The sequence below is a fragment of the Chryseobacterium gotjawalense genome (genome assembly GCF_030012525.1).
In the GTDB taxonomy this organism is placed as follows: Bacteria; Bacteroidota; Bacteroidia; order Flavobacteriales; family Weeksellaceae; genus Kaistella; species Kaistella gotjawalense.
On the sequence record NZ_CP124855.1, the window covers coordinates 835019 to 855863 of the forward strand.

Annotated in this window: 25 protein-coding genes; 24 read left to right on the forward strand and 1 reads right to left on the reverse strand. The window is 29.8% G+C overall.

The genetic code is table 11. The annotated features are described in order from the left end of the window. The first annotated feature begins 21 nt into the window (after positions 1–21). The 9 genes from QGN23_RS03710 to QGN23_RS03750 all read left to right on the forward strand — a co-directional run bounded on the left by QGN23_RS03710 (position 22) and on the right by QGN23_RS03750 (position 6507). Positions 22–885, forward strand: a complete 864-nt coding sequence (locus QGN23_RS03710; RefSeq protein ID WP_282905687.1) for a GLPGLI family protein — start codon at positions 22–24, stop codon at positions 883–885. A 161-nt stretch (positions 886–1046) separates the two neighbouring features. Beyond that, positions 1047–1820 (forward strand): GLPGLI family protein, encoded by a 774-nt coding sequence (locus QGN23_RS03715; protein WP_282905688.1) that lies wholly within the window; start codon positions 1047–1049, stop codon positions 1818–1820. Between the two features lie 242 nt (positions 1821–2062). Beyond that, positions 2063–2704: a hypothetical protein gene (locus QGN23_RS03720; RefSeq protein WP_282905689.1), complete on the forward strand. Its 642-nt coding sequence runs from the start codon at positions 2063–2065 to the stop codon at positions 2702–2704. Beyond that, positions 2705–3346 (forward strand): hypothetical protein, encoded by a 642-nt coding sequence (locus QGN23_RS03725; protein WP_282905690.1) that lies wholly within the window; start codon positions 2705–2707, stop codon positions 3344–3346. 6 nt (positions 3347–3352) lie between these two features. Then, positions 3353–3712, forward strand: coding sequence for a hypothetical protein (locus tag QGN23_RS03730; protein WP_282905691.1), 360 nt, complete (start codon positions 3353–3355; stop codon positions 3710–3712). Positions 3713–3725: 13 nt separating this feature from the next. After that, positions 3726–4097: a hypothetical protein gene (locus tag QGN23_RS03735; protein WP_282905692.1), complete on the forward strand. Its 372-nt coding sequence runs from the start codon at positions 3726–3728 to the stop codon at positions 4095–4097. A gap of 156 nt (positions 4098–4253) precedes the next feature. Continuing rightward, complete coding sequence (locus tag QGN23_RS03740) at positions 4254–4895, forward strand: hypothetical protein (RefSeq protein ID WP_282905693.1); 642 nt, start codon at positions 4254–4256, stop codon at positions 4893–4895. Positions 4896–5063: 168 nt separating this feature from the next. Then, a complete protein-coding gene (locus QGN23_RS03745; protein ID WP_282905694.1) occupies positions 5064–5636 on the forward strand; it encodes a glycosyltransferase family protein in 573 nt (190 codons plus the stop codon). Positions 5637–5787: 151 nt separating this feature from the next. Continuing rightward, a complete protein-coding gene (locus QGN23_RS03750) occupies positions 5788–6507 on the forward strand; it encodes a hypothetical protein (RefSeq protein WP_282905695.1) in 720 nt (239 codons plus the stop codon). 66 nt (positions 6508–6573) lie between these two features. Here the strand turns inward: QGN23_RS03750 and QGN23_RS03755 are convergent, their stop codons facing one another. Continuing rightward, complete coding sequence (locus QGN23_RS03755; RefSeq protein ID WP_282905696.1) at positions 6574–6825, reverse strand: hypothetical protein; 252 nt, start codon at positions 6823–6825, stop codon at positions 6574–6576. Between the two features lie 138 nt (positions 6826–6963). Between QGN23_RS03755 and QGN23_RS03760 the strand changes: the two genes are divergently transcribed. From QGN23_RS03760 to QGN23_RS03830, 15 genes are all read left to right on the forward strand, one after another. Further along, a complete protein-coding gene (locus QGN23_RS03760) occupies positions 6964–7533 on the forward strand; it encodes a hypothetical protein (RefSeq protein ID WP_282905697.1) in 570 nt (189 codons plus the stop codon). Positions 7534–7705: 172 nt separating this feature from the next. Next, positions 7706–8893 (forward strand): YCF48-related protein, encoded by a 1188-nt coding sequence (locus QGN23_RS03765; RefSeq protein ID WP_282905698.1) that lies wholly within the window; start codon positions 7706–7708, stop codon positions 8891–8893. Between the two features lie 174 nt (positions 8894–9067). Beyond that, complete coding sequence (locus tag QGN23_RS03770; protein ID WP_282905699.1) at positions 9068–9505, forward strand: hypothetical protein; 438 nt, start codon at positions 9068–9070, stop codon at positions 9503–9505. A 168-nt stretch (positions 9506–9673) separates the two neighbouring features. After that, the gene (locus QGN23_RS03775; protein ID WP_282905700.1) at positions 9674–10261 is read left to right on the forward strand and encodes a DUF6155 family protein; all 588 of its coding nucleotides are present in this window, start codon (positions 9674–9676) and stop codon (positions 10259–10261) included. Next, complete coding sequence (locus tag QGN23_RS03780; protein WP_282905701.1) at positions 10258–10458, forward strand: hypothetical protein; 201 nt, start codon at positions 10258–10260, stop codon at positions 10456–10458. The genes QGN23_RS03775 and QGN23_RS03780 overlap by 4 nt, the downstream gene beginning before the upstream one ends. Positions 10459–10466: 8 nt before the next feature. Then, complete coding sequence (locus QGN23_RS03785) at positions 10467–10829, forward strand: LptA/OstA family protein (RefSeq protein ID WP_282905702.1); 363 nt, start codon at positions 10467–10469, stop codon at positions 10827–10829. A 170-nt stretch (positions 10830–10999) separates the two neighbouring features. Then, positions 11000–12754, forward strand: a complete 1755-nt coding sequence (locus tag QGN23_RS03790; RefSeq protein WP_282905703.1) for an AAA family ATPase — start codon at positions 11000–11002, stop codon at positions 12752–12754. A 135-nt stretch (positions 12755–12889) separates the two neighbouring features. Continuing rightward, positions 12890–13333 (forward strand): hypothetical protein, encoded by a 444-nt coding sequence (locus tag QGN23_RS03795; protein WP_282905704.1) that lies wholly within the window; start codon positions 12890–12892, stop codon positions 13331–13333. Positions 13334–13516: 183 nt separating this feature from the next. Further along, positions 13517–13912 carry a hypothetical protein gene (locus QGN23_RS03800; RefSeq protein ID WP_282905705.1) on the forward strand — a complete coding sequence of 132 codons (396 nt, stop codon included), beginning with the start codon at positions 13517–13519 and terminating at the stop codon, positions 13910–13912. A 165-nt stretch (positions 13913–14077) separates the two neighbouring features. Further along, a complete protein-coding gene (locus tag QGN23_RS03805) occupies positions 14078–14851 on the forward strand; it encodes a GLPGLI family protein (protein WP_282905688.1) in 774 nt (257 codons plus the stop codon). A gap of 276 nt (positions 14852–15127) precedes the next feature. Beyond that, on the forward strand, positions 15128–15994 hold the full coding sequence (locus QGN23_RS03810; protein WP_282905706.1) for a carboxypeptidase-like regulatory domain-containing protein: 867 nt from the start codon (positions 15128–15130) through the stop codon (positions 15992–15994). A 105-nt stretch (positions 15995–16099) separates the two neighbouring features. Continuing rightward, positions 16100–17122 (forward strand): TlpA family protein disulfide reductase, encoded by a 1023-nt coding sequence (locus QGN23_RS03815; protein WP_282905707.1) that lies wholly within the window; start codon positions 16100–16102, stop codon positions 17120–17122. Between the two features lie 239 nt (positions 17123–17361). After that, positions 17362–18864: a hypothetical protein gene (locus QGN23_RS03820; RefSeq protein ID WP_282905708.1), complete on the forward strand. Its 1503-nt coding sequence runs from the start codon at positions 17362–17364 to the stop codon at positions 18862–18864. A gap of 1 nt (position 18865) precedes the next feature. Then, complete coding sequence (locus QGN23_RS03825) at positions 18866–19330, forward strand: hypothetical protein (protein ID WP_282905709.1); 465 nt, start codon at positions 18866–18868, stop codon at positions 19328–19330. Positions 19331–19627: 297 nt separating this feature from the next. Continuing rightward, a complete protein-coding gene (locus tag QGN23_RS03830; RefSeq protein WP_282905710.1) occupies positions 19628–20326 on the forward strand; it encodes a DUF4386 domain-containing protein in 699 nt (232 codons plus the stop codon). Positions 20327–20845 lie beyond the last annotated feature (519 nt).

The following is a 20845-nucleotide window of genomic DNA, read 5'->3' on the forward strand; positions in this document are numbered from 1 at the left end:
TCAAAAAAATAATCCAGAACTATGAAAAAAATTAATTTGTTATTTGCTTTCTTATTCTTATCAAACTGCTTAATTGCACAAAACCATAGATTTATCTATGAATATTCTTTTAAAATTGACTCATTAAATAAAGATAATATTACAAAAGAACTGATGAATTTAGATGTTTCCAGAGATGGCTCTATTTTCTACAGCAGTGAAAAATTTGTTTATGATTCTTTGACAAATGCTGAATTTACAAAAGCGAAAGCTATTCAATCTACGCATATAGATTTAGGTAAAATAAGAAATAATTCAAAAGTTAGTTTTTCAGTCTCCAAAAACTATCAAAAATCTGACACTAAATTACACACTTCAATAAATGGCGATAAATATGAAATTCCAGAAAGTGAAAATATTAAGTGGACGATAGTTCCTGAAAATTCTGTAATTGAAGGATACAAAGTTCAAAAAGCTACAACGAATTATCTCGGAAGAAAATGGATTGCTTGGTTTACAAATGATATTCAAATTCAAGATGGACCATATAAGTTCAAAGGTTTGCCTGGTTTAATTTTAAAAATTTCCGACGAAAAAAATGATCATATATTTAATTTTGTAGGAAGTAAAAAAATCAATCATTTTCCTTCAAACTCAGATTTTGACGATGAAAAAAAATTAACTATTTCGGCGACAAAATTTAACCAACTTTGGAAAGACTATGTAAAAGATCCAGCTAAAAAAATCAAACTGATTTATGCGAGTTCAGAGGTTTCTAATATTACTGTGACAGACGCTAGTGGAAAAACACTAACACAATCTGAAGTTATTAGAAATAAGGAACAAAGAGTAAAAGATAATCTAAAAAAGACTAACAACTTTTTAGAATTGAGCTTATACAGATAAGAAACTCCAGGTAACAAGGTATTTCTACAAGCGGGTATGAAGTTTTCATCGAAGATTTTCGCGGTTAATCAAGTTTTTAGCAAGTACAAAGTTCTCGTATTTTTAGCCCGCCTGCAGAAATACCCAACCGTTAGCCGCAATATTATAAAGAAACCGCACCAATGAACATTATTTTTTCATTTTTTATTTTTCTAATTTCAGTGCAAATCTACAGTCAAGATGTAGCAAAAATTAAGGTGACTTACGAAACGAAATTTGTAAATGATTCAGTAAACAAAGAAAAAATTGAAACTTATGATTACATACTTTTAGCGAATGAATCAAAATCTTTATACTTTTTTGAAAGCGCAAAAATATTCTTTAATCGAGCTGACAATCAAGGTGAAAAAATTGTAACAAGCGTTGGACAAATACCTAGATACCCAAAATATGTAGGTAGTGTTTTAAAATTGGAAGAAAAAACATTAGCATTTCTACCAGTTGGAAAGTATATTTTCAAATTCATTGAACCTGCACTTGAATGGAAAATATTAGATGAAAAAAAAGAAATAATGGGTTATCAATGTAGACTTGCAGAAACTAAAACAGATAATAATGACCATTTTTATGCTTGGTTTACTGAAGATATTCCAATAAGTGATGGACCGTTTAGATTTAAAGGTTTGTCAGGTCTTATTTTAGAAGTTTACAATAAAAACAATACCATAAAGATCTTTGCAACTGAATTGAAGAAATCTAACGAAGAAATTGAACTTATTCAGTATACTAATCTGGTGGAAACTAAAAATAAAAAACAATATTTAGAAGCGAGAAAAAACTACATTGAAAATCCTTCAATTTATAATGGAAACATCAAGATTTTTGATGCAACAGGAAAAGATTTGACAAATAGAATTTCTGAAAGGTTAAAAAAAGTAAATGTTTACTTGGACTAAAAAATACTGCGGCTAACAGTGTATTTGCAAAAAACGGGGTTGAATTTTTCCTTTGAAAATTTGGTTTTAATATCCGCAAAAATGCTTTTCATATTTCAATTTTTAGTAATTTAGAAATCTGAAAAAGCATTTTGCTCTGCGCGGTTTTCCTTACCACTTTTGGTTTTTAGTTGCCCGTTCTTCGCAAATACTTTTTCGTTGGCAGAAATTTTACCAACTTGCTGCTACAAATTAAATTTATTATGAAACACAAATTTTACTTTTTTATTTCCCTTCTTATCTTCTCAAATATTTTCGCCCAAAAACAAAATATTAATTATGGTAGTATTAATTTTGAAATTTCATCACAGTACAAAATTTTAGACAAGAATATACTTGACGATGTTTTAAAAACGGTCAGAAACGAAAATAAAATGTTAGATGAAACTTACAAACAAATTGAGTTAGATTATAATGAAAGGATCATTTTTTCTTTTAAAAATTTACTTTGCAACTGTTTAAATAATCTTGTTCTTTCTCAAACTAAAAATGGCTTTTCTTTCTCTAATAACGATTATTCATTAGACACAGAACTTCAATTGGAAATTAAAAGAATTTATGACGAATCGATTGAAGGAAATAAAGAAAAAATAAATAATTCAAATGTTGCAAAAATCTTAAAAATAAATCCTGCAACCTTTAATAAAACAAAAAACATTAACTACTTTCACATAAGTACAGAAATGTTAATGTTGAATAAAAATAATACAATTGTCGCGGACATTATAACAATTCCTGTCGAGAATTTTTTTTACCAATTAGAGTTTTCGACTGATAAAAAAAATTATGATACAATTCAACCATTAATCAAAGAAATTATTCAATCACTAAAAATTAACAAATAAATGTATAAAATATCTACAATTTTTCTGTTACTCCTTTTCTGCAATTACAACTCTCAAATAATAAACGAAATAGGAAAAGAGGAATTACAAAAAGTAACTACAAAAAATCACGAAAAATCATCTGGTTTAAATATTAACATTAGTTATCCTGCAGATTGGACAAAAACAGATGGTAAGAGACCACACATGTTATTTAATTTTGCAAGCACAGATAAATCTATCAGGTCAACTTTCGGAATTACTAATATTCTTGAATCTGCTTCCACTTCAGACAAAAAAGCATTTAGTTTACTCTCAGATAAAGATATTGCAGAAATAATGACACAGAATTTCCCAAATTCGGCAAATTGTTCTGAATACTTTGAAGGCATGGGCTTTGAAAATATAAGAAATTCAACATGTAGGACTACAAAAATTGAAGGTTTAAAAAGTTCTGTTGCTTCTACTTTTGGTACAATAAGAAGAGCGGAGTTTTCAATTGATAATTATATGGTTTACTATCAAGTTCCTTATAAAACGAATTTAATTGTTATAAGTTTTAATTTTCATAATGTGGTAAGTGAACAAGATAGATATTTAGCAGATAATTTATCAAATAAAATTATGAACAGCATGATAATTAATAATCTTTGGAAAAAATAAAAAAATATGGAACAAAATAATACTCTCTTAATATTTCAATTTTTACTTCGTATAATTGGTGTTTTCATCTGTTACAACCAAGCAAAAACATTAAATCGAAATGCAGGAAGTTGGGCAATCGCGGGATTTTTCTTTCCAGTTATTGCGATAATATGGATTTTTTGCATGAAACGCAAACCTTACAAAAATAATGAACCAACTTTAGGTCTTAAACCTTTTACAAAATACTATACAGAAAATGGTTTAATAGAAGTTGAAACCGCTGGAGAAAAAAGGGTTTCTATTAATGGAAATACTGCGCCAGATGGACAATACAAACTGAATCGTTTTGAAACTATTGAGGTTTTCAACGGAAAAATAAAATAAAATTATTAAATAAATGGAGATTACCACCGCAAATTATTTCGAACCAATTGAAAAAATAAAATCAGGCAATATATTAAAATATAAAAATTTGAAATTTTTGGTTACCAAAACAGATGCACATACTAATTTCAAATTAAAACCAAATATGTTTGCATATATAATTACATTGGTTGCGCTCTTAATAGTTACATTGTTGTTTGTATCTATTTTTTTATTAGCAGATAACGAACAATTAGTAGGTTTAGGAATGCTTCCTTCACTCGCAGTTATGTATTTTTCAAAAAAAATCGCAATGTTTGTAACTGAAAAACTCTACAAAAATGAAATTTCTGATTTTTTTCAAATTTTGAAATTATACAATCAGGAAAAAATTAAAAGTAAATAAAAAACTTCTGCCAACAGCGGTTTTGCAATAGTGCGGGATTTTCGCAAGTTTAAAGATTGTAGATATTTCGAAGTTTAGTTTATAAAAGAAGCATTTGGCATATTAAGCCGCACCATCGCAAAGCCGCAAAACGTTACCTGCCATATTATGAAAATCGTGCTCACAACAATATTGACATTTTTTTCTTTACAGGTTTTCAGCCAAGTTTGTTCGTGTGAAAAAAAATCGTACTTAAAAAATATAATTTCTTGTAACAAAACAACTTTAAAAAACGGGGCGAAAATCTATTGGAATTACGACTGCAATTCTTCCTGGATTACTTTTCAAAATAAAAATTTTAAGAAGAAAATATTTTATCTTGAAGAAGATTTACAAGATTATTCTGGTAGATTAGGGTTTATAGAATGGACTGAAACAAAAAATTATTTTTTAGTTAAAAACAAAGTGATTTCAGGTTGTTGTGAACCATTAGAAATTTTTCTGTTCAATAAAGACAATGGTAACAAAATAAAAAAGTTAGGAACGTTAATATCTGAAAAAGATATTGGTCAAAATTCATATTTTCTAATACTTCAAGATTTAAATACGGTTCTATTATTTAAATCCAGTGACGATCAAACGTATAAATTTAATCTACCAAAAGGAAGACTCGAAAAAAGTTTAAAAAGTAGCGGGGATATTCATGCAGAAGATTATTTTAAAGATGCTAAATTTAGAAATAATATATTCACTGTTAACTACAAATATTTAGATGAAAATAATAGGTGGAAAACTGCTCAATTAAAAATAGAACTTTAAAAATACGTCAGGTAACATGGTATTTCTATTAGCGGGGTTGAAGTTTACATCATGAAGATTTTCGCTAATTGTTCATTTTGCTATATTTACAGAAACCAGTTATAAAAATCCCCGCCAACAGAAATACCCAACCGTTATCTGCTATCATGCCAAGAAACTCCCATATAAATGAAAGTATTGAAAGAAACATTCTATTTTTTGATTAAATACTTGTTGCTGATTTTACTTTTTGCACTATTGATCTATTTTACAAAATTCTATGGCGATTTCTGTAGTAATTTGTATGTATTATTTTTTATGCTCCCTGTTATTGGAGTAACAGTGTTAATTTATATAATTGCTTTATATATAAATGATTACAAAAGGAAGAAATTTAAGACAACGAATTACGTGGTTTTAATCTTGGTGACCATGTTTTTGATAAATTTACTTATTGGATTTCTCAATGGAGAAAAAGAAATTTTTCAAAAATATATACCTGAAACAGAAAACGACCTTTATGAACTAACTCTTTATAAAAACGAATCATTTCAGGTAAGAAAACAGATGAATCACGGTGCTTGTGAAGCCGTAGGAAAATATATAATAATTGCAGATACATTAGAATTAGATTTTAACAATAAAGACATTGAAAATATGACAGATAGCACATTTACTTTCTCTTACAAATTTGACAACAAAACAAAAATTTATGAACCATTAAAGAAAGGTTTTAAGAAGTTGAAAATAAATAATGAATAATAAACGACAGCAGATAACAGTGTATTTCCATTAGCGGGGTTGAAGTATACATCATAAAGATTTTCGCTTAATATTCATCTCGTTATATTTACAAAACGCAGTTATAATAATCCCCCGCCAACAGAAATACCCAACCGTTATATGCCACTTTATGACGACAGAACAATACGACATAAAAACTAATATCAAACTCGGACAAGAGATTTTTGAGAACTTATCCAACGACCTAAGACCAGGTTGGGCAGGACTTGTTTTGTCTCGTTTTGACCATTACATAAAAAACATTCCGACCTTAATTAGTGAACTTTATCCAATCATAGACGACAAAGACCGTTGGAAAGAAGCACACGAACAATTCACCAAAATCAGAGTGTTCGGACTTGAAAACAAAAATTACGAACCCGAAAACTATTTAAGACTTGCAGAACTTGTAGCCAAAGTAACTTACAATGCTTCGGGACAATCTGCTCCGTTTGACAGCGACAGTGGACATTACATTGCAAGTTTGGCTCTCAAAGCGACAGAATATTTTGACGACAATAGACTTGAAGAAGAAGTTAAATCTGCAATTCTAATGTTTAGTCGCAACAAGAAGTTCAAAGACAACTTAACAGCAGCTAAGGACTTTTTGCTTTACAAAAAAATTGACGACATACTTTGGTTTGACTGGGACCCAATTGGAATTAAAGACCTTGCACCAAGAGACGAATATCAAAGTTACGTTCCTGAAATCTTTGGACTTGTAAAAGCAAATGCTAACAAACAAGAAATCGCAAATAGACTGTACAAACTTGAAACTGAAAATATGGGAATGAACGGAACAATAGAAAACTGTTTGACCATTGCCGACAAAATACTGAAAGCACAATGACAGAAAGAAAAGCGGCATATAACAGGCGTTTGGCTCAATGGCGGGTGACGTGGTTAATTGAACATTCTACCTCGCATCAACTTTTGTGGTGTATTGACAGTTTTGTGCTCCGTAATCCGCCACTGCGCCAAGCGCCAAAACGTTATCTGCAATAATCACAAAAATAATGTTTAAAATGAAAAATTTTTTAAAAGTAAATTGGTTTAAAGTTATCACAGGAATTTCAATGTTGACTTTCTCAATTGGTTTCTTGATTAATTCTATTACGCCGTTAAAAGCAGCGCCGTTAAAAGCAGCGCCGTTAAAAGCTAATTTCATAAAAGTGGGAGATTTATATATGTCAGGCATTGGAATTGACTCCAATTATGCTTACCTAGTAAGCTTTCAAGTTAACGATGAAGATAATGATTACTATTATAAAATTCCTTTAAACAAATTCAAACTTCTTCCCTCTAAATGAAAGAATTTTTAAATTATTATGTTATTCCTTTAGGTGTAATATCAACTTTTATTGTTGGCGTGTATAATATCTATATTATTAGAAAAAACCTAAAAAGCACTAAATTTATTGAGACAATAACTACCGAAAGAATAAAATGGTTAAACATTTTAAGAGAAGAAATATCAGAAATTATTTCAATTATTTCTGACAGCTTAATTTTTTATAATAAAGGGGTTAGTAGTATCGTAGAGGAAGACCCTAATGAAAATTCCGCTTTTAATCGTAAGTATAATGATTCTATGCATAATTTAGATACCAATACGTCAGAACTACTTTCGTATAAGAACAAAATTGATTATTCTGAGGTTATTAAAAAATTATATATTTTAAAACTTAGATTTAATCCTAGCGAAGATTCTGAAACATTAAGTTATGTTCAATATTTTATCGAATTCTATAATAAGGAGTACAAATCTGCCGATGATCTGATTGAAGCAAAAAATAAAATTGACTTATTTGTTAAGAACATACAACTTCTATTGAAAAAAGAGTGGGAAAAAGTAAAAAGAGAAACTAAAATGTAAAATTACTGCAGATAACAAAGTATTTCTATTAGCGGGGTTGAAGTTTACATCATAAAGATTTTCGCTAGTTGTTCTTTTTGTTATATTTACAAAAACCTGTTATAATAATCCCCGCCAACAGAAATACCCGATCGTTGGCAGAAATTTTAAACAAACACTAAACCTAAAAGATATGAAACAAAAATTACTTTTTTTAATTATTTTCAATTCCTTCCTTTTTCAAGCACAAAATACTTGGAGTTTGAAATATACTTTCACTGACCATTTTCAAAATAAATATGCTTCATTCATTGATGAAAATAAAGGTTTTGTCGTAGGTTTTAGCAACGATGGAAAAGGAACCATAAAATATACTGCGGATGGCGGAACAACTTGGGCAGAAATTTTTAAGCAAAATAATGTAAGTTTTGCACCATCAATAACATATTTAGATGAAAACATAATTTGGGCTTATCAAGGACAAAACATTTATAAAACACAGAATAATGGAGTGACATGGTCAACTGCAACAATTAGTAATGCATTAGGTTATTTAAAAAGTTTACGGTTTACTTCATTAAATGATGGCGTTATGACTACTTCGACTGCAATGTATAAAACTACTGATGGAGGAGTAAATTGGATTTTATTTAAAACTTACAATTTAACAGATTTCGATTTAATTTCTACTGGAAAAAGTATAAATCGAAATACAGGTTTTGGTTACGGTATTGCAGATAAAAAAATATTTCAAACTACAGACTTTGGTGAAAACTGGACGGAAATTTTTACAATGCCCTCAACACCAACTGCACAAACTTACAAATTTACAGGAGTTAATTTTAGAGGATTTGTAACTGGCGAATATAATTATGGAACACTAGGGTATGATGGAACAACATTTAAGAAAGTTGGTAATACTTGGCAAAAACTCGTAAATAATTTTATCAGATTTGCTTGTTCAGGTTCATATTCTGATAATTTATTTATTGGATATGCCGACAAGAATATTTACAATATTGAATCTAAAGCAATTTTATTTACTGTTCCAAGTACAGATTATATTAGTAGTTTTGAATTTATTGGTAATATCGGTTATGCTGTTGGAAGTAATACGTTTTATAAAAGTTCAAATCTATTATCAACTAATGAAAAAATATCTAAAAAATTTACTATTTTCACAAACGCTGGTTTCGTAATAATTAAATCCGAAAATTATAACGGGGAGATTACCATATTTGACATTATCGGTCGACAAATTGTTTCGAACCAAAAAATCGGGAAAAATGAGACAAAACAGATTTCGTTAAAAGGTGGGATTTACATTGTAAAAACAAAATCTGGAAATGAAATTACTTCACAAAAAATACTAATCCGATAAAAAACTCCTGCCAACATCGTATTGGCAATAGTGCGGAGGAATCGCAAGTTTAACTATTTTTGCTATTCCGAAATTTAGTTTATAACAAGAATGTTTCCGCGTTTAAGCCGCACCATCGCCAATACGTAACCGTTATCTGTAATGCTAACCAAAAAAACGTATAAATCACGAAAAATGAAATTTAGATTATTAATTTTTGCTCTTTTTTGTTTTGGGATGACTTTTGCTCAAAGCACACCGGAAAGATATACTGAGAGTTTTTTTCTAACTTTTAAAAATGACAGAAAAAAAGCAGTTGACGAACTTTTCAAATCAAATATTTGGTTGACCAGAGTTCAAGATAATATTGACAATCTCAAATCAGAAGTTGAAAAATTAAATGAAGATAGTTTTGGAAAATATTACGGATTTGAGAAAATAAATGAAGTGAAATTTAATGATACTTATACCGTTTTAAGCTTTTTGGCGAAGTTTGACAGACAACCAATCCGATTTGTATTTAAATTTTATAAACCAAATGACAAATGGATGATACATTCTTTAACTTATGACACTGACTTTGATGATGATTTAGAATTACCAACAAAAAATTTTAATCAAAACCTAAAATAGCACTACAGATAACACGGTATTTCTACAAGCGGGTATGAAGTTTTCTTCGAAGATTTTCGCGATTAATTAAGTTTTTAGCAAGTAGAAAGTTTTTGTATTTTTAGCCCGCCTGCAGAAATACCCAACCGTTATAGCCAATGGTAGGAAGACCGTAACAACTAACAATATATGGGACTGACCGACATAAAAAAGGAACTTAAAAAACTCGACAAGGACAAACTTATTGACCTAGTTGCTGACTTGTACAAAAAGAACAAATCTGTAAAAGAGTTTTTTGACTTTTATGTAAATCCTAACGAGAGAGAACTTTTTGAAAAGTATCGTGACAAAGTGTTTGAAGCGTTTTACCCTAAACGTGGTTACAACTACAAACTTAAAGACGGCAAACAAGCAATTAGCGACTTTAAAAAACTTGGGACATCATTAGACTTACTTGCTGACCTAATGCTATTCTACGTTGAGACAGGAGTGAAATTCACGAATGACTTTGGTGACATTAATGAGACCTTTTATAAAAGTGTCTCGACAACTTTTGTTGACAGCTTGACTTTAATGAGAAAAGAAAATCTTTTAGACAAATTTGAAGACCGAGTTGGAAAAGTTGTTGACGACACGAGTGGAATTGGTTGGGGTTTTCACGACTATTTAGTACAAGTATGGGTTGACTTTTATCCGACAGAAGATGAAGAAGACTTTGAAGAAGAAATCAATGAAACAGAACAAAAGGGAAAAATAATAAAACTTGGCAGACAATGACGATCGAAAAAACCACTGGCTATAACACACGTTTGGCGCAATGGGGGCTGACGTTTTACAATCAAAAATCTGGCTACTATTATACATTTGTGGTGGCTGACAGTTTAGTTTTCCAAAATCCCCCACTGCGCCAAGCGTGGGAACGTTATCTGCTACCAAATAAACTACGCTTAAAAATGAAATTAAATTTTAAATAAAAAAGAATATGAAAAATTCCATAAAAATTTTAGCACTTGGACTTCTGTTCATCACTTCTCAAAATACTTTTGCACAGAATGTAGATGAAAAAGTCAAATCTGGAAATTTAGCTTTAAAAGCTGATAACATAAAAATTGATAATAAGACTAATGTCGTCGTATATGAAGGAAACGTTTCATTGAGTTCGGATAACGTCACATTTGATTGTGCAGACAAAATTGTATTCGATACTAACCAGCAAAAAATGGAAATTTATAAACCCCAAAATTTTAAATTTATTTCCATGAAAACTCTAATGCTCAAAAACCAGGATAAACCAAATTTCGATTTTGTTACTTTTTATACTAAGGAAGGTCGGTTAGAATTATAACAGTGTAAAATTGGCAACAGATAACACGGTATTTCTATTAGCGGGTCGGAAGTTCCTATCATCAAGATTTTTGCTAATTGATCATTTTGTTATATTTACAAAAACCAGTTATAATAATCCCCGCCAACAGAAATACCCAACCGTTAGCACCTATTTTAAGACCGAAAACTATGGAAATAAATTTTACTGGAAAATTCAAATCTATCACTAGCTTTAACTGGACTGAAATTCCTGATTTCGTAATTATTACTGGACCTAACGGTACAGGTAAATCTCAACTTTTAGATTTAATACACAATACTATAATAAATAAACAAGGAACTTCAGAGAGAGTTAGCATCTCTGGAAAATCAATACAGCCAAATGAGGTTACATTCCTTAAGGGTGAGTGGCAGTTACAGAACACTTCCCATGTTAATTTATCTACTATTCAACAACAATTAGACAGTTACTACAACAATTTTAAGAGTGGGAATTACAATCATAATCACGAACATCAAATTAAAATGTATTGGGCTTGCCAAGAAATAGTTCGAAAAACAGGCAAGCAATTTAATACCGTCACAAAAGAAGAATTTAATAAATATTTTCCTGAAATACTTTTAGAGCAGGAAAGTCAATTAAGCCAAAAAATTGCGGAGGTATTTTATAATTATAGATTATCAGAAATTGAACTTAAGGCTAAAGGCATATCAGAAGAAGAAATCCTCAAAACTGTTGGAGAAAAACCCTGGGTGGTTTTAAGGGAAATCATAAAAGAATCAAAGCTCCCATTTGATATTAATGACCCTTCTAATAATGGGTTTCGAGATGATTTTCAATTAAAATTAACGCATCAAATTTTAAACGAAGAAATAAACTTTAATGACTTATCGTCAGGGGAAAAAGTTCTAATCGCACTTGTATTTTACCTGTATAATTCTCAAGAAAAACAAGTATTCCCTAAATTATTACTTTTAGATGAGCCCGATGCTCACTTGCATCCTTCCATGTCACAACAATTTTTGAATGTGATAAAGAATGTTCTTGTAGACAAATTTGGAGTTCAAGTAATAATGACCACACACTCCCCATCAACAGTTATGCTTGCACCTAATGAATCAATTTATGAAATGTCAAGAGTTGAGCCAAGGATTAAAAAATCTCCGTCAAAAAACCATTCTGTTTCTCTGTTGACAGCAGGTTTAGTTTATGTTGGTGAAGGGACAAAATATTTTTTGGTTGAAGACAACGATGATGTTTTATTTTATTCATTTGTATACAATCAATTAACTATAGAAAATCAAATTAACGCAGATATTCCCTTAGTTTTTATTCCTGCATCAACAAAAGATAAATCCGGAGGAAAAGATATAGTTCAAAATTGGGTAAATAAATTGCAAGATTCTGGATTGGTTAATATTGTTCAAGGACTAATTGATGCTGATAGCGGTAATGCAGTTTCAGAGGGTATTTATAAAATAGACCGATACAGTATTGAAAATTATTTGGTTGACCCAATCCTTGTTTACGCAGCCCTAATTGACAAAGAAAGAAATCCATCTATTCAAGATCTAAAATTGAATATAGGCGAAGAATACAAGCTAAAATCACTTCCCGCGGACACTTTGCAAAAAGTAGCCGACACTATAATTTCACTAGTGGAGCCTGAGTTAAAAAACTATTTTCCTGATTTTGACCATACAAAGGAAACAGAAAAAGTAGAAGTATCATTTATAAATGGCACAAAATTATTATATCCAAAATGGTTGTTTACTCGACGTGGAAAGACTATTCTTAATGAAGTATACAATAAAATCTTCACAAGTCCCATAATAAACTTTTCGACTTTATTCAAAGCGATGCGTAAATTAAACATGTTTCCAAAAGACCTTATGGACAAACTAACAGAAATGAAAACGGGTGCTAACAGCGGTTTGGCGTAATGGCGGGTTCAGTGCTTCGTATGACAGTTTTGTGATAAGTTCAAGTACAGTTCTTCGATTGAACTTTTATGCTAAAAATCCGCCACTACGCCAAGCCGCAAAACGTTAGCTGCAATTCTATTTGAAAATACCGAAATGATTGACAATTTTGAATTTAGTGACACTAAACAAATCCGAAAAACTTTATTAATCAGTTCTTTTGCAGGAATATCTTTTAAAATGCTTGTGAAAAACTCGACGGGAAATATTGAGTTTCTTGGCTTTAAAATACCAGTTGAAGACGCTTCTATCATTCCGCAGCTTGTTGGATATCTAATAATTTTTGAAATAATCGCATTGTTAATAAGATATAGCGATGAATTTTCCAAAGAAAAATATGCAAAATTCTTAAAGTTTATCAAGGAAAGAAATATGACTGAAATAAATATTCAGTATAGTAGCGACAAATTTGTTCCTGACAAGTTAAAACCTAATTATACTCTTAACACGGTAATAAAAAAGTCTGTATTTTTCTTGGATGTAATTTTTCCAATTCTGCTTGGATTATTTGCAATTTTAAAGATATTCTTTCAGATCTGACAAAAGAACTGCAGCTAACACGGTATTTCTATTAGCGGGGTTGAAGTTTACATTATAAAGATTTTCGCTAATTGTTCTTTTTGTTATATTTACAAAGACCAGTTATAATAATCCCCGCCAATAGAAATACCCAACCGTTATCTGCAATCGTGTCCGAAAAACCGCATAACACAAAAGAAATAAATGCCAACAACTAAAAACTTGCGAGGAATTCCTGGAAATTTAGCATTAAGTTATTTAAGCACACTTGGTTATTATGAAAACGGATATATGGCAGATTGGATTATTAGACTTTTCAATAAACTTAACATAAATGAAATCACAATAAATATCATTGAGGAAAATGTGAGCCCTAAAAGCGCTGAGATAAGAGCGTTAACATCTGACATTCCAAAACTGAAACAAATTTTAAAAACCGAATTAAACAATAACGGCTTTGAGGAAACTTTTATAAAAAATGCTGAACTAAGGTTTGAACAAATTGATAAAAAAACATTGAAATGCTTTCCTACTTTAGAAGACATTAATGGAAAAAAATATTTTCCTAAAAAACCTATAATCGAAACCTCTTATGAATAAAACGACTGCAGATAACAAGATATTTCTATTAGCGGGTTGAAGTTTACATCATAAAGATTTTCGCTAGTTGTTCATTTTGGTTATATTTACAAAGACCAGTTATAAAAATCCCCGCCAACAGAAATACCCAACCGTTAGCCGCAATATTATAAAGAAACCGCACCAATGAACATTATTTTTTCATTTTTTATTTTTCTAATTTCAGTGCAAATCTACAGTCAAGATGTAGCAAAAATTAAGGTGACTTACGAAACGAAATTTGTAAATGATTCAGTAAACAAAGAAAAAATTGAAACTTATGATTACATACTTTTAGCGAATGAATCAAAATCTTTATACTTTTTTGAAAGCGCAAAAATATTCTTTAATCGAGCTGACAATCAAGGTGAAAAAATTGTAACAAGCGTTGGACAAATACCTAGATACCCAAAATATGTAGGTAGTGTTTTAAAATTGGAAGAAAAAACATTAGCATTTCTACCAGTTGGAAAGTATATTTTCAAATTCATTGAACCTGCACTTGAATGGAAAATATTAGATGAAAAAAAAGAAATAATGGGTTATCAATGTAGACTTGCAGAAACTAAAACAGATAATAATGACCATTTTTATGCTTGGTTTACTGAAGATATTCCAATAAGTGATGGACCGTTTAGATTTAAAGGTTTGTCAGGTCTTATTTTAGAAGTTTACAATAAAAACAATACCATAAAGATCTTTGCAACTGAATTGAAGAAATCTAACGAAGAAATTGAACTTATTCAGTATACTAATCTGGTGGAAACTAAAAATAAAAAACAATATTTAGAAGCGAGAAAAAACTACATTGAAAATCCTTCAATTTATAATGGAAACATCAAGATTTTTGATGCAACAGGAAAAGATTTGACAAATAGAATTTCTGAAAGGTTAAAAAAAGTAAATGTTTACTTGGACTAAAAAATACTGCGGCTAACAGTGTATTTGCAAAAAACGGGGTTGAATTTTTCCTTTGAAAATTTGGTTTTAATATCCGCAAAAATGCTTTTCATATTTCAATTTTTAGTAATTTAGAAATCTGAAAAAGCATTTTGCTCTGCGCGGTTTTCCTTACCACTTTTGGTTTTTAGTTGCCCGTTCTTCGCAAATACTTTTTCGTTGTCTGCAATGTTACAAAAAAACTGCATCACAACACTGAATATTAAAAATATGCACTAATTTACCCAAACAAATTTTATGAAGAAACATTTTTTATTGTTAGTAATTTTTATTACAAATTTTTGTTTTGCGCAAATTATTTCAGGAAGTTTAATCTCTAGTGAAGACAACACCCCAATTCAATTTGCAAAAATTGGCTTTGAAAATATTGAGAAAGGAACTTTCAGCGATGAAAAAGGAGACTTTTCAATTGATTTAACAAATATTGATGGGAATTCAATTATAAAAATTGAAATTGCAGGTTTTGAAAGTTACAAAATTAGCGTTGCGAATTTAATGAAACTTAATTCTACAACAATTGACCTGAATCCCAAAGTAATAAACATCCAAGAAGTTGAAATTTCAAGCAAAAAGTATGTTGTGAAAAATGTAGGATATAACTCTAAATCAAAGAAAATACATTTAGATTATCTTTCTAAAAATTCTTCAATTGCCATTAAAAAATATACACTAGAAGAATTGGAAAAACCACAAGCCGAGATTGCAGTTCCTATTCAGGCAAAAACCAAATCTAAAATAAATAAAATCAATATTAATTTTGCAAAATTTGAAGTAAGCAATCCAATACCTGCACGATTTATCATTTATTCTGAATTGGATGGGAAACCAGACAAAATTTTAAATTCGGAAGACATTTTCTTTTCTGTAAGCAGTGATAATATTAAAGACAATGTTTTCACTTTAGATGTTTCTGACAAAAACATTTGGTTTAAAGATAAGATTTTCGTTAGTTTTCAACCACTTGATAGAAATTTCAAAGGGAGTTTTTGGATAAGCGCAGGATTTTTTGGAAGTTCATATTTCCGAAATTTTGTAGAGAAATGGAGAAAACTTCCTGCAAGTCTGGTTCCTTCAATAAATATTGATGTTAAAACAGAGAAATAATTTTCGTAATCAAATCGCCTAACTTAAAACAGCATAATGAAATCAGTTGTAACCATATTTTTATGTTTATTGTTCAATTCGTTTTTTTGTCAAAACAAATTTGAAATGAACATTTCAGCGAAACTATTTGAAAAAGATTCCCTGTTTATTTCGCCTGTCGAATATTCAAAATATTCAGAAATGGTAATTCACACAAATGATGATGTGAAATATAACAATCAATTTAGTTCCGCAACCACAAAAGTAAATAATGGGAAAACGATAGTATCGGGAGTTACAAAATATCCTATTTTAGTAAACATTTCATATTATGACCCTAAAATAAATGGAGGTTATGTTTCAAAACCGTTTATTATAGAAAATTTAAAATATGTTATTTACATTAAAGACAAGTTTTTAGAATTTGATTTGGAATCTAAATCATCCGCAAACAAAGATTTTCAAAATATAGAAAATTTAACAAAAAATATTACCGACAAACTTCTTACATTTCAAAATAATGACCCAAAATTCATAGTTGAAAAACAAAAAACAATAAGAAATTTGATAAAAAAAGATCCAAGTTCTTTCGGTGCATTTTGGGTAATTGTAAACGATTATAGTAGATTTGGTTTTAATAATATTTATTTAGAAAATCTAAAACTTTTTTCTAAAAAAATAAAAGATACGAAGGCTTACAAAGAGTTCTTAAAAGATATGAAAATTGAAAATTCAACGGAAATTGGTGGTAATCTTCCGACTTTAAAATTTGATAATGCAAACCAAATTTCAAAAGTCGATTTTCAAAATTACCAGTTAACTTTAATTGATTATTGGGCAACAAGTTGCAAACCTTGTATAGAAGACCTTCCTAAACTTGTAGAACTTTATAATAAATATAAAGAGAAAGGAATAAATTTTATTTCTGTAGCAGATGAAAACGAAAAACAAAAAAAGGACTTGGCAAATAAAATTTTAACCGAAAATAAAGTAACTTGGAAAAATTATTTTGATGTCAACAAGGAATTTCCCAAAAAACTTAATTCAAAAGGTTATCCACTTCAAATTTTAGTGGACAGCAATGGTAAAATAGTAGAAAAAAAATACGGAGGATTGGAAGATATTATAAAATTACTCGAAAAATATTAAAAACCACAAATGCGATTTTTTATTCATGAACTATAAAAAAAGTGAATCTGAAAAACACTGCAGACAACAAAGTATTTCTATTAGCGGGGTTGAAGTTTACATCATAAAGATTTTTGCTAATTGTTCTTTTTGTTATATTTACAAAGATTAGTTATAAAAATCCCCGCCAACAGAAATACCCAACCGTTGGCAGACAGTGTATCCAAACTAATCCGCTTAAAATCTGCCGACAAAACAATATGAAAAGAAAACTACTTTTAAATGCAATTCTATTATTTGGTTTATTCTTTCTTTTTGGTTGCAGAAGTGAACTTTTGGATAATCAAAATGAAAACTCTCACAACCATTCAGAATTACTGTACTTAAGAAATCATACTAATTATTCTGATTTTGTTGCAGAAACTAATATGGATTTTTCTTCTAAATTGACGAATGATTCTAAGAAAAACAATTTATTAGTTCTGGATTCTTTTATAATAGATAATTTCATTATAAACATGGATGAAATTATGTTTACTATGAATCAAAATAATCAACCCACAACTTATTCTTTTTTTATTGCTTCAAAAAAAAATGAAGAAAATAATGTTTTCTATAACCTTATTTTCCTGAAGAAAAAAACGGGTGAGTGGATTTACAGGGTTTTAAAATATACACCAAATGAAGTTTATCAACCTAATCACTTTCATGGCGATATAGAAGAATTATTTGATTCTGAAAAAATATCTAAGAAAACGATATATAGCAAAACATATTGCTACTATCAAATTTTAACTTCTGGTGGCACTTGCCAAGCTGGTCACAAAACACTTGCAGATTGTGGTGGAAATGTTAATTGCTGTGCAAATTGTTGGACTGTGTTTGAAACAGCAATGTTACACTGTGATATAGATGGTTTTGAATATCCAAGTGATGGTGGAGGTATTGGAATAAATGATGGAAATGGCTCTGGAGGAGGAATAGGTGCGCTTTATTTTGGTTTAGATGCCAATTACAGAACAAAATTTAGTTCTTTAAATCAGGAAATAAAAAATTATTTAATTCAAAACTATGAGTATAATCAAGATTTAAATTTTTCTAAATGGGGTATTGATTTCTTTGTACAAAAACCTAATACAACTTGGGCGCAGTTTGAAAATTGGTTTATTACAGATATTCCTAATGACTTTATACAAAAGGTTATTTTAGAAAACCCTGCCAATATTTTAGATTATGTTACTTTAAGTTCTCCAGACTTTAAAATGAGAAGCTTAGACCAAATAAAATATCCAAAGTTCACTCAGATGGTAAAAGGTCTCAAGTCTTATGTTCAAAATAATCCAATTATTTTGAATAAACTGATTGAGATATCTGGAATGACCTACGCGCAAATACTAGATAAACTTACTTTTGGACAAGGACCACAAATTGAACTAATTCCAGGATTAAAAGATGCTACTGATCCTGCTAATCCAGTAGATTGTTATGGCTTATTCTCGTCTGCAACTCCAAACGTTTTATATATTCGCGAAGATTTCGCATTAGGATTACAACAAGCTACATTACATACGACAGCTGATGCAACAAACTTTTTGTTAGCTGTCACAATTTTGCATGAATTTGTACATTACGGAAATTATCTTACGGGGACAAACCCAATCAACGGAACAGAAACAGGTGTATTATTTGAAAATGAAGTTTATAAAATGGTAATTACTAAAAATACAGCAGGAAAATATATTCAACAATTTATAAATAAATGAGATGAAATATTTAATACTTATAATATTTTGTGTTTCTTGTACACAAAACCCTGATTACCAAATGATGGTTAATAAATCAATAAATTTCGTAAAATACAATGAAAGATTAACTACCATACAAATCCTTAGGGAGAAAAAAAATCAAAATATAAAAAATGGAAAATATCACAAATTTTTGAGCGAAAAAGAATTATTAAGTAATAACAAAACCTTTTGTGATTTAGTTGTACAAGATGGAAAAAAAAAAGGAACAGTAGTTGTTATTATGAGTTTTTGTTCAGGAGTTAATTATGCATATTATTTCAGCGGTAAAGATAATTTAGATTCTATGGTTGTTATACAAACAAAAAAAATGTATTTAGATAAAGCAGATTCAATTTGTATGAAAATTATGAAATTGAACCATCCAGAAATATTAGATGAAAAAAAAGGAATGATCCCACCCCTAATCAATGTCGAAAAATAGACATTATTTCATTTATTATGAAATAATGAAAATAAAATATCCCAATTATACGAATTGGGATTTGTTTCCAATTCCTAAAGATAGTTTAAAGTAAAACACCATCTGCCAACATTGGTTTTGCAATAGTGGGCAGAAAGTTTTCAATTCACGTTTTTGTACTTCGGTAGAAATTTGTATTCTAGTTGAAAGCTTCGGCTTCGAAATGCCCACCATCGCAAAGCCCAAACCGTTAGCAGGCTAAAAACACCCTGCAAATTCAAGAATGATAAACAACAATTATATCAAACCGACAATGAAATGATTTCAGATAAAAATTTAGCACGAATTGCAGGCTTTTGTTATTTAATTGTAATAGCTACAGGATTATTTTCAGAAGTTTTTGTTAGACAATCATTAAGAGTCTCAAACGATGCTTTAGCAACTGCCCACAACATTCAAACTAATGAAATGCTTTTTCGTTTGGGTTTTGTGGCTGACCTTGTCAATTTTGTAGCTGGCATACCCACAATATTGATAATATATCACTTTTTCAAAAAGTCAAATAAAATTATTCTGCAAATTGCTTTAGCATTAGTTATTATTCAAACGGCAATTATTGCAGTCAATCTATTAAATCAAATTACACCATTGTTACTATTAAGCAATGACACTTACTTAAATACTTTTCAACCTAACCAATTAGCAACACTTTCACTTTTGTCCTTAAATATTCAAGCACAAGGTTATGGTATTGGTTTAGTATTCTTTGGATTTTATTGTATGTTAATTGGATATATAATTTTCAAAACTAATGCAATACCTAAAATTGTTGGAGTAGCTTATGCATTAGCGGGACTCTGTTACTTGATAAATAGTTTTACAATGTTTCTCTCAAAAGGATTTTCTAATCCACTATTCATTTACCTTGCAATTCCAATTTTTATAGGCGAATTAGGTCTTTGTTTATGGTTACTCATAAAAGGTATTGACACTACAAAATTAGAAAACAAAAGTTGAAAGTTATTCTACTCAATAAAGCCCGAACTGCTAACAGCGGTTTGGCGTAATGGCGGGTGACGTTCTTCGTATGAACATTTGTGCTATATTTGAACTGTGTGCTTCGTATCAACATTTGTGGTTTAAATCAGCCACTACGCCAAGCCGCAAACCGTTAGCGGTCATTTAAAACTAACCAAAATAATAACTGTCTTCGGAAAGCAGAAATCAAGTTTGACCCAAAATATTACATGAAATTATTAATAAATATAATCCTGACAGTATTGATTCTACTTTTAATCGGGACCTTATTCATGGGGATTTTAGCAGTTGGAGGCGGGCACAATATTCCGAGCAAAACGACGAACTATTTTTACTTGACATTATCAACACTATTCATTTTTACAATCATAACTATTTACATTAGAAAGAAAATAAATGGCTGACAATTATAAAATATCTCTCAGGAAATTAAAATAAAAAAAAACGTCCGCTAACATCGTATTGGCAATAGTGCGGAGGAATCGCAAGTTTAACCAT